The 12,805-nt window shown below is 59.5% G+C and carries 6 protein-coding genes; 5 read left to right on the top strand and 1 reads right to left on the bottom strand.

Going from position 1 to position 12,805, the window contains the following annotated elements:
• Nucleotides 1-50 precede the first annotated feature (50 nt).
• The 5 genes from CIHUM_RS10805 to CIHUM_RS10785 all read left to right on the top strand — a co-directional run bounded on the left by CIHUM_RS10805 (nt 51) and on the right by CIHUM_RS10785 (nt 10,811).
• On the top strand, nt 51-1,037 hold the full coding sequence (locus tag CIHUM_RS10805; RefSeq protein WP_243427103.1) for an ImmA/IrrE family metallo-endopeptidase: 987 nt from the start codon (nt 51-53) through the stop codon (nt 1,035-1,037).
• Nucleotides 1,038-1,099: 62 nt separating this feature from the next.
• On the top strand, nt 1,100-1,645 hold the full coding sequence (locus tag CIHUM_RS10800) for a hypothetical protein (protein WP_034996617.1): 546 nt from the start codon (nt 1,100-1,102) through the stop codon (nt 1,643-1,645).
• 116 nt (nt 1,646-1,761) lie between these two features.
• Nucleotides 1,762-4,635 carry a DEAD/DEAH box helicase gene (locus tag CIHUM_RS10795; protein WP_081634344.1) on the top strand — a complete coding sequence of 958 codons (2,874 nt, stop codon included), beginning with the start codon at nt 1,762-1,764 and terminating at the stop codon, nt 4,633-4,635.
• Nucleotides 4,636-4,639: 4 nt separating this feature from the next.
• On the top strand, nt 4,640-9,208 hold the full coding sequence (locus CIHUM_RS10790) for a DNA methyltransferase (RefSeq protein ID WP_034996615.1): 4,569 nt from the start codon (nt 4,640-4,642) through the stop codon (nt 9,206-9,208).
• A 706-nt stretch (nt 9,209-9,914) separates the two neighbouring features.
• Nucleotides 9,915-10,811: a hypothetical protein gene (locus CIHUM_RS10785; RefSeq protein WP_148363810.1), complete on the top strand. Its 897-nt coding sequence runs from the start codon at nt 9,915-9,917 to the stop codon at nt 10,809-10,811.
• Nucleotides 10,812-11,599: 788 nt separating this feature from the next.
• Here the strand turns inward: CIHUM_RS10785 and CIHUM_RS10780 are convergent.
• Entirely contained in the window at nt 11,600-12,760 is a 1,161-nt protein-coding gene (locus CIHUM_RS10780) for a DUF262 domain-containing protein (RefSeq protein ID WP_051106184.1), read from the bottom strand.
• Nucleotides 12,761-12,805 lie beyond the last annotated feature (45 nt).

Raw genomic sequence — 12,805 nt, 5'->3', positions numbered from 1 at the left:
CGGGAACTTCGGTCGGGATGAGCGTTGTCCGGGTCAATATCCAGCCTCACATGCTTGCATGGGCGCTGGATAGCACTGGCCTGCCGGAAGCTGAATTGGAGAAGCGATTCCCCAAGCTTCCACAGTGGCACTCGGGTGAGACTCGCCCAACGCTGAAGCAGGCGAGGGAGCTCGCGAAGCTTGCCCGCATTCCATTTGGCCGATTGCTATTGGACGAGCCGTCGGGTGAGCGAGTGGGTGTGACTGACTTTCGGACCGTCGGGAACAAGGCGATGTGCACCGTGAGTGCCGACTTGCGGGAAACTATCAGCTCGAGTCAGAACAGGCTCGCTTGGTACGCCGATTTCGCTGCCGAAGAGGGCATCGCCCCGCCGACGATGTATGCCTCGGCCACGATCGAGCAGGATCCGGCTGAAACGGCAGAGCGAACCAGGGAACTTCTTGGTATCGAGAGAGGCAAACCACTCCCGGGAAGCGACAACGTAGCCGAACTTGCTGCGGCCATGGAGGAAGACGGAATCCTGGTGGCGAGAAACTCGATCGTCGGGAACACAACTTCGAGAAGGCTCAGCGTCGGCGAGTTCCGAGGCTTCACAATCGAAGACGGCGGCTACGTCTTGGTCTTTGTTAACACCGCAGACGCCAAAACTGCCCAGTTGTTCAGTTTGGCCCACGAACTGGGCCACGTTGTTCTTGGACGCACCGGTATCTCTGACCATTCCGAGCATGCGGACGTTGAACGTTGGTGCAACAGGTTCGCAGCTGCGGTTATCGCTCCGGCGGAGGCAGTGGAGTTGGCCTTCACCTCACGCAAAGAAGCTACGAATGCGGCCGGGGTACACGAAGCGCATCCAGCCGACCAGCACGAAAGCGGGGGCGCTCCCCCATTTCGCACAGTGGTGTGCTCGCGCGTAGGCAGTCGTTTCTTCGACTCGATCACTCATGCTTGGAGCCATGGGCAAATCGCAGATAGCGAAGTGTCCCGCCACCTCGGGGTCAGTACTTATGCGACGCTCTCCAAGCTCGTGAGTGCGTAATGCCGTGCTCTGGACCAGCACTTACCCTGCAGCACCCGCGTTTGCCCTTTACCGTCACCAGCATGACCATTTTGATTTCACTCATTGAGGCGATCGCAGCCGTCGCCGCAGCAGTTTTGGCCGCCATGGCTCTGCAGACATCGAAGCAGGCCAACGAGCTAGCGGAGAAGACCCGCGACGACAGCCAGAAGTTCAAGGACGAGGAACGTGAAAAGGACGAGGAGCAACGGCGCAACGCGGTTGCGATGAGTGTTTACGCCTACTGGGCGAAGCGGGACGACAACCAGTGGGGAGTGGTGATCAGTAACAAGGGCCCGCGTGCGACGGTGGTGAAGGACTTCCGGGTGGAGGTCAAGTGCAAGGACAAGGAGCGGACCTGCCACGAGTCGCACCATATGGTCGCACTGCCCGTGGGTGAGTTCTTCATCGAGCACAAAACGACGAAGTATGGCTGGGGCAACCTCGTCTCCATCAACGAGAACGAGCGGTTCAAGCCCGTGGTGTACGCCAACACGTGGCGCGTGGACAAGATCAGCTTCATCGACCATCTCAATGAGCAGTGGATTTACACGCCAGAGGCTGGCTACACCCACCAGCCAGTCATCTAGCTGGCGCCCCAACACCAACGCAGTTTCACGTGAAACGTCCCGTCGTCATCCCTAGCTCAAACACCCGTCCGATATAAACCTCCCCCGCATCGGGCGCGCCGGATAACCTGCCTAGTATGTCTTCTCCCACGCAGGAAGCAGCGCCGGAAGCGCGCACCGATAACGCGGTGAACTCCACCGCCTACGCGCCGGGCCTCATGGTCAAGGTCCGCGACGAGTTGTGGCTGATCACCAGCGTCACCCAGTCCGTGGACGGCTACCTGCTCAAGGTCCGAGGCCTGTCGGATTACGTGCGCGACACCACGGCGAGCTTCTACACCGCCATCGACGACGTGGAGGTCTTCGACCCTGCCAAGGTGGAGGTCGTCCCAGACCGCTCCCCCGGCTACCGCACCACGCGCCTGTGGCTGGAGACCACCCTGCGCCAAACCCCGGTGCCGCTGTACCAGGAGCAGCTGTCGGTGGCGGATCAGATGCTCATGGATCCGCTGGATTACCAGCTCACCGCTGTACGCAAGGCGCTTTCCGACGACAACCTCCGCCCCCGAGTCCTCATCGCCGATGCCGTCGGCCTGGGCAAGACTCTCGAGATCGGCATGATCCTCTCCGAGCTGATTCGCCGCGGCCGCGGCGAGCGCATCCTGGTGGTCACGCCGAAGCACATCATGGAGCAGTTCCAGCAGGAACTCTGGTCCCGTTTTGCCATCCCGCTGGTGCGCCTGGACTCCACAGGCATCCAGCGCGTGCGCCAGATGCTCCCGGCTAGCCGCAACCCGTTTACGTACTTCCCGCGTGTGATCGTGTCCATGGACACGTTGAAGAGCCCGAAGTACCGGGCGCAGCTGGAGAAGGTGCGTTGGGATGCGGTGGTGATCGATGAGATTCACAACGCCACCAACGTGGGCACCCAGAACAATGAGCTCGCCCGCACGCTTGCCCCCACCACGGAGGCGCTGCTGCTGGCCTCTGCCACTCCGCACAACGGCGACCCGGAGAGCTTCAAGGAGATCCTGCGTCTGCTGGATCCCACCGCGGTGCTACCCAACGGCGAGATCGACAAAGACGCGGTGTCCCGCCTGCTCATCCGTCGCCATCGCCACAGCGACGAGGTGGCCAGCGTGGTCGGCGAGCAGTGGGCGGAGCGCAAGGAGCCCGAAAACATCCCGGTGGAAGCCTCCGCGGAGGAAAACGCCGTTGCCGGCGAGTTGGAGCAGACCTGGATCCACACGAACGCCAACCCGGCGCAGGACCGCCTGTTCCCCTGGACGTTGGTCAAGGCTTTCCTGTCCTCCCCCGCCGCGCTCGGTGAAACCATCGACAACCGTCTCAAGCGCGTCCCAGAATCTGACACCAATCAGCGTCAGGCCCTTCAACGCCTGGCAGAGCTCAACGCCAAGGTCACCCGTCAGAACTCCAACAAGTACGCCGCGTTGGTGAACTACCTGCAAGACATCGGCGTGGGCAAGGGCAAGAAAACCCGCGCGGTGGTTTTCTCGGAGCGCGTGGCCACGCTGCATTGGCTCAAGGAGCACCTGACCAAGGATCTGAAGATGCCGGCAGCTGCGGTAGCGGTCATGCACGGTGGTCTCTCGGACGAAAAGCAGATGCGGCTTGTAGACGAGTTCAAGCGCGAGGACTCCAAGCTGCGCATCCTCATCACTGGCGACGTGGCGTCGGAAGGCGTGAACCTGCACACCCTGTGCCACAACCTCATCCACTACGACATCCCGTGGTCGCTGATCCGCATCCAGCAGCGCAACGGCCGCGTGGACCGCTACGGGCAGACGGAACCCCCGCAGATCGCGGCACTCCTGTTGAACACGAAGCAGGGCGGCTACGTGGGCGAGCTGCACGTGCTGGCCAAGCTGATCAACCGTGAGAACGAGGCGCATGCGTTGCTTGGAGACGTCGGCTCCCTCATCGGCAAGCACACCATCAACGGCGAGGAAGAGGAGATCCGCAAGGTCATCCAGAACCAGGCCGGCTTCGACGATGTGGTGAAGACCCCGGAGCAGATCGCCAACACCGACGCGGAGTCGGAGGAGGACCTCATCGATTTCTGGCTGTCGGGCTTTGGGCTTAGCAGCGACCCCTCGGACACCCCCGCCCCAGGCCAAACCGCCACACCAGCGCACACCACCAGCCTGTACGCCTCGGAGATCAGCTACCTCGAAGACGCTCTGAAAGAGGCTTTCTACGGTGCCCCGGAGAAACCCCTCGGCGCCAACGGTGTGGGCTACGAGATGGGCAACAACGGCGTGGCGGAGCTCGCTCCCCCGGAGGACCTGCGCCGCCGCCTGGACATCCTGCCGCAGGACTACCTGGCAGACCGCAAGGTGCGCGAGAAGTTCCTCCTGGCCACCAACACTGCGGTGGGCAACACGATTCTGCGCAACGCCCGCACGGGCCAGGACGGTTCCACGTGGCCCAAGGCCCACTTCTTAGGCCCCCTGCACCCGGTGACGGACTGGGCCGCCGATCGTGCTCTGGCGTCCCTGTCCGCCGGCCAGATCACCGCTATCGCGGGCGAGGTGGGCATGCCCACCGTGCTGCTCATGGCGACCCTGACCAACAAGCGCGGCCAGGTGGTCTCCCGCGCGTTTGTCACCGTTGCCAGCGGCGTATTGCCCAAGACCATCGAGGACCCAGTGGCCTGGCTGCGCAGCGTCGGGCTGACTGAAAACGCCATCAACCCGGAGACGCTCACCCTGCCCGACAACGCGCAGGAACTCGTTGCCTCCTCTGTGGAGGTGGCGGGCAACCAGCTCCAGCCGATGATGGCCGCGGCCCGCAATCACGCATCACAGCGCATCGAGTACTGGATCGACCGCGCGGATCAGTGGCAGCACGCCAAGGACGGCAGCCAGACAACCGTGCGCGTGGGCCGCTCCGCGAACCTCATCGCCGAGGAACGCGCGCTGATCGCCTCGCTTGAACCAGACCGTGAACTTATCCGCCCGCTCGTCCTCGTCCTGCCGAAGGAGCAGTAGACCAATGGCTACCTACGACTCAATCATCAACGTCGATGAGTGGATCAGCGACCACTACTTCACCACCGACGAGACCAAGGGCGAATCCTTCACCAAACGCGTGAAAAACCGCACCAAGGAGTGGGCGCAGCTGGAGCAGGAATCACACACCCCCTCCCCCGTCAAGCGCTTCCAGGCCGAGCGCGGCGAGCTGCAGAAGGCCTTCGCCACCGAAGCCGACACCGACGCTCTCGTGCGCGACGCGTTCAGCTACGGCTCCCCCACCACGCAGCGTTACACCCGCGCCGGGGACACGTTCGCCTACCAGGGCTGGGTGGGCAACGCCGGCACCCTGGTGGTGATCAGCGCTAAGCCGAACGAGGACACCACCGAAGAGGACCTGACCACGCTCCCGGTCAACGGTGGCATCGCCACCGAGGGCAAGGAACCCGAGAAAGCCAAGGTGTCCAAGCTGGTCGGCGACTTGTTCCTCGCCACAGAACCACCGGAGTTCATCGTGGTGCTCGCCGGCGCGTGGGCAATCGTTGCCGAGCGCGAGTCTTGGCCGCTCGGGCGCTACCTTGCCGTGAACCTGCAACTCGCCGTCGAGCGCAACGACACCAAGAAGGCCGGCGAGCTCGAGCGCGTCGCGGTGATCCTTGCTCGAGAAAACCTCGAGCGCGCAGCGGATGGCACCACCTGGTGGGCCGAAACCCGGGAGGAATCCCAGCAGCACGCAGTGAAGGTTTCCGGCGACCTGCGCGACGCGGTGCGCGAATCCATCGAGATCATCGGTAACGACGTCCTCGACCGCCGCCGCGACCAGAACCTCTCGCTCGACGGAGTCGACGGCAACGAGCTTGCGCACCAGTCCCTGCGCTACCTCTACCGGATCCTGTTCCTCCTCTTCGCCGAAGCCTCCCCGGAGCTGGCCATCCTGCCCACCGGTGCACCGGAGTACGTGGAGGGCTACGGCTTGGACCGCGTCCGCGACCAGATCCTCAACCCGCCCGTGACCGACAAGGCGCGCCGGGGTACCCACCTCTACGACTCCCTGCAGCTGCTGTTCATCCAGGTCAACGACGGACACGAGCCGCACGAAGTCGCTGGTGCCGACGAGAATGCGCAGAACGAAGGCCTGACCTTCCGCAACCTTGAGGCCGACCTGTTCAAGCGTGAAGCCACCTCGCTCATCGACGAAGTAAAGCTCTCCAACGACGCCCTCACCCACGTCCTGCAGAACCTGCTGCTGTCCAAGGTCTCCGCCGGCAAGGACCGCGGCTTCATCTCGTACGCCACCCTGGGTGTGACCGAGCTCGGTCAGGTCTACGAGGGCCTGATGTCCTACCACGGCTTCATCGCCCAGGAAGACCTCTACGAGGTCGCACCGAAGGGCGACGCCACCAAGGGCTCCTGGGTTTTGCCCACCCACGCCGCGGACACCGTGCCGCAGGACAGCTTCGTCATGGAGACCAAGCAGATGGAGGAAGGCGGCACCTCCAAGGTGCGCCGCGAGCACCCGGCCGGCTCCTTCGTGTTCCGCCAGTCCAGCCGTGACCGTGAACGCTCCGCGTCCTTCTACACCCCGCAGGTGCTCACCGAGTTCACTGTCGGCCAGGCTATCGAAGTCCTCCAGGAAGAAGGCCGCATCGAAACGGCCGAGGACGTACTCAGCTTGACCATCTGCGAGCCCGCCATGGGCTCCGGCGCCTTCGCCGTCGAGGCCGTCCGCCAGCTCGCGGAGCTGTACCTGAAGCTGCGCGAGGACGAGCTAGACACCCAGGTCGACCCCGAGACCCGCGCCGTTGAGCTGCAGCAGGTCAAGGCCCACATTGCTCTGCACCAGGTCTACGGCGTGGACCTCAACCCCACCGCCGTGGAGCTCGCCGAGATCTCCCTGTGGCTGGACACCATGACCAGCCAGCTCAAGGCCCCGTGGTTCGGCCTGCACCTGCGCCGCGGCAACTCGCTCATCGGTGCGCTGCGCTCCACGTATTCTTCCGCACAGCTGAAGAAGCGCGAGTGGCTTTCTTCGGTCCCCCGCCGTGAGCCGGTAGAGAACCTGGCCAAGGCTATCGATGCCGGCGAGACCAAGGACCTCAACGCCGCCGGCCGTATCCACCAGTTCCTCCTGCCGTCCGCCACATGGGGCGCGGCAGCGGATGCGAAGGACCTGAAGAAGCTGGCCGTCGACGAGATCAAGGCCATGAAGGCGTGGAGACGGTCCGTCACCGGCAAGGCCCCCACCAAGGAGCAGGCGAAGAAGCTGACCAACCTCGCCGCACGCGTGGAGTCCTTGTGGGCCATCACGCTTTCCAAGATGCGCATCGCGGAAGATCAGATCCGCCGCGACATCGACATCTGGGGCCGCGAGACCGAGCACACCGCGAAGAATGTGCGCCGCGAACAGATCGAGCGGGAGTTGCTTGACGATGCCTCCGGTGCCTACCTGAGATTGCGCCTCGCCATGGACGCCTGGAACGCCCTGACCTTCTGGCCCCTGACCGAGGTGGATGCTCTCCCCAACCTCGACGAGTGGCTGGCAACACTCATCGACCTCCTCGGCGTAGACACCCGAGCCCGCGACGCCAGCCAGATCCGCCTGGCTAGCGCCACCAACTGGGGCGAGCTGGTCGAGCTCGAGCGCACCGAGATCGGCCTTTCCGGCGCCCGCAAGATCGACACCGTGTTGGAGAACCATCCGTGGCTTAGCGTGGTGCAGTCTGTCGCCGCCGACCAGGGCTTCTTCCACTGGGACCTCGACTTCGCCGCCGTCTTCGCCCGCGGTGGCTTCGACCTGCAGGTGGGCAACCCGCCGTGGGTGCGGCCACGTACCGACTTGGATGCGCTCTATTCCGAGGCCGACCCGTGGTTCTCCCTCGCCCATAAACCGTCGCAAGCGGAAAAGAAGGCACGCCGGGAACAGTGGAACGATGATGGGCCGACTCGGGAAGTCGTGTACCGAGGTCTCGGCGAATCGGTCGCAACCGCCGCAGTGCTCACCGACATCACCCGCTACCCACACCTCGTCGGTCAACAGCCAGACCTCTACCGCGGATTCATGGACCGCACCTGGGGCAATACCTCAGAAGAAGGTGCTATCTCGCTCATTCACCCGGAGTCTCACTTCACAGAGAAGAAGGCTGCTCCCCTGCGTCGAGGCGCATATGTGCGGTTGAGGCGCCACTGGCAGTTCATCAACGAGCTTGTTCTGTTTGATGTGCACCACCTGGTCGGCTATGGGGTCCATGTCTACGGACCACAGCAGGATTCGCCAGACTTCCAACATGCGGCCTCCTTGTATCACCCTTCCACCGTGCAGGAGTCGCTCTCCCATAATGGAGCTGGAAGTTTGCCGGGCTTGAAGGACGACAATGCAAATTGGGATCTGCGGCCCCACCGTGATCGCATCCAAACTGTCGACGAGAACGTGCTCAAAGTATGGCACTCGATCCTAGAAGATGACTCGGTGCCGTTTATCGAATCTCGTTTGGTCTACACCGTCAATACCGAAGCGGCAGCAGTTTTGGAAAAGCTAGCATCGGCCCCGCGCATACGTGAACTTGGCGTGCAGTTTTCGCGGGGTTGGGATGAGTCTATCGACAAGAAAAAAGGCTATTTCGATACCGGTTGGGCCCACCCGGATTCCTGGGATGACATCATCCTTCAGGGACCGCACCTCGGCGTATCCACCCCGATGATCAAACAACCGAACCCAACCCTGAAGAACAACCAGGATTGGTCCGGGGTCGATCTCGAGGCCATGCCAGCGGACTTCATGCCCGCAACGGCATATCAACCTGATCGTGCCACCGTTGCAACTTATGATGCTGACTACGGCGATTGGATTGAAGGTGATACGAGCCAACCCATTAGGTCTGTTTACCGGGTTGCGTGGCGGAAGCTTGCTGCGACAACGGGATATAGGACGCTTTATCCTGCAATTATTCCGCCCGGCGCTGCTCACATCGATGGCGTGGTGAGTGCAGCCAGCACGAGAGACGTGAAAGTGACCACGGACGCGGGTGCCTTCTCCAGTTCGATTGCCGCCGATTTCATGATTCGAGCGACAGGTGCCAGTAACCTTCGCTCGGGCAGCTTTGAGGGGTTACCGATGACTGAAGAGTCAGGGTGCGTCACGTTGTTACGCTCTCGTTTCCTCCGCCTTAACTGCCTCACTGAGGCCTATGCCCCGTTGTGGGAGGAGGTTGTGGGGGAACCTTGGGGCGTCGATACGCCTTTGCGGAAGGATGAGGAGCGGCGTGCTGCGCAGGTGGAGATTGATGCGATTGTGGCGTTGTCTTTGGGTGTGACGGCGGATGAGTTGTGCATGATTTATCGGACGCAGTTTCCGGTGATGCGTCGTTATGACCAGGAGGATCGGTTTGATGCGAATGGTCGGAAGGTGCCGAAGGAGATTGTGAAGGCTGATGCGAAGTTGAAGGACGGTGCTGAGTTGTCGGTGGCGGATCGGACGTGGGTGCATCCGCAGTCGGGTGTGGAGTACGTGTACGAGTATCCGTTTAGGCAGTTGGACCGGGAGGCGGAAATGCGGGAGGCGTATGCGCGGTTTGAGGGGATGGTACGGGAGTGAGCATGATTCACCATTCGTTTCGGCGGAATGCCCCTTTTGAAATCGCTCGTAGTCGCTTTTCACTTTCAGCATTAGTCGATCAATCTGCTGACGCTGGATGGAGTTCAACAAGCGTGAGCGAAAACCTATTTCCTAAGTTGGCAACCAGCATCCGCGCCCAAGCTGAGACCGCCAGATACCAGCTTGTGGCGAATCGCAGCGGGCAAGATCCGTTGGATACCTTGCGACCGAAACGCTCATCAGTGGCGCACCCAAACTCCCTAAGCGCCCGGTACGGTCTCGGACAACAACCCCTGCATACAGATGGCGCGCATCAACTTGAACCACCGGACCTGGTCCTATTGTGGGCAAAGGAACCGAACAACGTACCTACTCGCATCTGGAAGCCAAGAGATATTAACTCACCAGAGTTGCGGGGGATGTTCTCGATAACGGACGGAAAACGGGCATGGGTTGGTCAAGTCCGTGACAGTCGTGGCAACTACCGGTTCGATCCAGGTTGTATGAATCCGCTAGATCATTATGCGAAACTGTTGAGTGAGCGTTTTCTAAATCCTCCAGAGGACGAAGTACATGAGTTCCGGTGGGATTCTCCCAATACCGTTTTGCTGATCCGTAACGGAGTTGTACTGCATGGCAGATCCCAAGTTTCGGGATCAGACCGTGAAAGAGTGCTAAACAGAGTCGCCTTACGAAGGATTGAGCAATGAACCCATTCGACCCGGAAGGCTTTTGGAACAAAGCCGTCCTATTCGTTAACAGAGCGACCGAACCAACCGGTTATCGCACGATCGATGAGGCCCGACTGTGGGCTTCACTTTCGCTGGAGCAAGCAGCGAAATGGGCACTCGCTGACATTTCACCTGCGCTGGTAGCCGATCCCGTCAACGATGGGGGCAACCAACTGCTTCACGCTTTGAATCTCAAGGAAACATCGAGACCTGTCACCGCTTCAGCTAGCACGGTTTTCCAGCGTTGTGCTGACATCTTGAAACCCTTTGATTTCAAAGAGGCCACGAGGATTGCTGCAGATAGGAATGACTATCTACATGGTGCAGGAATAGGCATTGTTATCAGTCCCGATGAGACGTGGTGGCCGAGATACTGGTCGTTGATGCACATCCTCCTGACTTCGCGTCAGCGTAGCTTCGAAGACTTGGTCGATCACACGAGAGTCTCGCTGATTGAACATGAGTTGGAGAGAAACAAACGGCGAATTGCAAATGAATATGAAGCGTTAGAAGCTGCAGCTGCAACCCGGCTGCGAAGGATAAAAGCGGGAAGTCTTTCTGCGGTCGAAATGGAAAACTTGCGTCGGCAATCCTGGGGAATACCCAATGCCAGATACATTGCAGATGCCGTGTGTCCCGTTTGTGGCGCCTCTGGAAGTGTTGGGTCAGAAGACGAAGTTGACCGGAAGTTAATTTGGGATGCGGAAGATCCGGTAGTCGAGGTAACTTTCTACCCAGACCTTTTCTATTGTGGCCAATGTCATTTCACACTCGACAGATTCGAACTGGTTGAAGTATCCAATTTGAATGAGGAATTTCTGACGATAGAGGAACCTGGGCCGTATGATTTCGCGGAATACGGAAACGATTGATGGGGTACGAATGCGAGCGTTGTAGGTAGAATCCCCTACAGGGTCTCCCGTGTAGTGGCGAAGCCGTTTGAGCTTTCGGTTCGGCATGAAGTTCGGGGTTTCGTTAGGCAGTTAGCTGGTGGCGGTCGCCATGATCGTCGCCTGGGCTGTGTCGACGAGATCGCCCTATAGACTTTCTTTGACGGTGAGTCCTAGACGTAAGAGGTTGAGCTAGCTTCTAGCTACGGCGTGGACCAATACTCCAGGATGTATCTGCACTTCAAAAGATTCGATAAGCTCAAGTTCTAGCTTGGGCTGCGTACGCAACTACCTAGGATCGAAACAATCGATCAGCCACTTGGTTATGTCCCTGGCGGTCTCGCTCCACTGCAGCGCTTGACTGCCTTTAGCCGCAGCACCCAACCCGTGGGCGATCCGCTTCCGCTGCCCCACCATCATAGATAGCTGATTTCCTCGGTGCTGATCATCTTCCTGTAGGAATTGATCGAATTTGTCAGCCCAATCTTCGTCGAACGATTTAATAAAATCCGTAAGTTGCTTCGGCTCGCAGCCTTGCCCCTTAACGAATGTGTTGCTAATTCGGCGATGTACTCGTGGATGACTAACCGATTGGGCGTAATCGCGAGCGACCGTATCCCTGGTGGTTTCTATTAGACCCGTGGACCGGATTATGAGGTGGTGACCCAACGGCACGTCCAGTTCGAAATTGGTGTTAGATCTTACAAGCTCAATTAAATTGGCGTGCAGTTGGAGGTTTTGACTTACTGCGACGGGGGGCCAGGTCTGACTCATTCTTGGTCCCCGTTGGCGAGGAGGATGTCGCGGGCGCGTTCAAGCCGCGACCTTACAGCTTCGTTGTCCGCAGTTGCTTTTGTTGTTGCGTTCACGAACTCGCGGTCCGACTGGAGCAACTGGACTCGCTCGGCTAGGTCGCTTGCACACTCGCTTCGATCTTCGGCGGTAATCAAGGCGACCATGATCGCTTCCGCCTGAGCACCATTTACTTGGCCGTTCTCGGTTCTGCGAAAAGCCGAAGGGCCAACTTGGTCAGCCAATAGTTTGGCTGTCTCCAGGAAGCCTTCCGATAATGGTTCTAGGCGATCCGGGGCGTTTCGGAAATCCTGTGTGAAGTCGTTGAGGAATGTCTTCAGAGGACGCCGATATTCTTCTTCACGTTCTGCCAGCGCTAAGATTCTAGTGATTAGTTCGTGGTCCCGAAGGCGAGAGTTCCTGGGACCGTAGAGGTAGCGCCAGGCGGAGTCATCGTTTAATTCGGCAATTCTTCCCATGAGGTCACCGGAGAAAAGGGCAATGCGTACCTCGTGGGGTGTGAGCTGCGTTCCCCCTGAATTTAGTCTTTCGAAAATTTGGTATGCAGCTTCGTAACTATCGTCGTCGCTCACACTGACGATCGTTGCCTGCATGAAAGAATCGTCAAGAATGTTCTGAAGTTCTTCGGGAAGCGTCTCATACGTGAGTTTTTGAAACTCAGGCGCGACATACTGGAGAGAAAAAACTTTTTCATTGTGTACCCCCCTGTAGAAACGCCTGAGCGTTTCTAGTCGCTGTTGGCCGTCCAAAACTAGAAGTTTGTTGTCTGGGTTCTGGCGGACGAGGAAGATTCCCGGGACAGGGTATCCTCTTAGAAGCGACTCAATAAATCTATCCATCTGCTTCTTAGTCCACACAAACTGTCTTTGGAATAGGGTGGTTTGTACTTTTTCGTTAGGGGCATCAAACTGCGGAATAATCATCGTGCCCCGTTCGAGTCGTTTCACAAGAGCGTCGACCGGATAATCGATGGTTTGGAATGTGACCGGTATATCCCGACCTGACGGATCGGTTTGATCTTCGATCTCCTCTCTGGTCAGAGTTCTGGCGAGGAGCTCATCTGGCGCTGCGGAAGGGGCTTTGGGTTCCGTTGGCTCTGCGATAATTTTTTCAGGCATACCCTCGATACTAAGGCAACATTCAGGTTCCCGCCCGTCAACAAC

This window comes from Corynebacterium ihumii, assembly GCF_028609825.1.
GTDB lineage: Bacteria > Actinomycetota > Actinomycetes > Mycobacteriales > Mycobacteriaceae > Corynebacterium > Corynebacterium afermentans.
The sequence above is the reverse complement of the archived record's forward strand: the minus strand, read 5'-3'. Positions and strand labels throughout refer to the sequence as shown.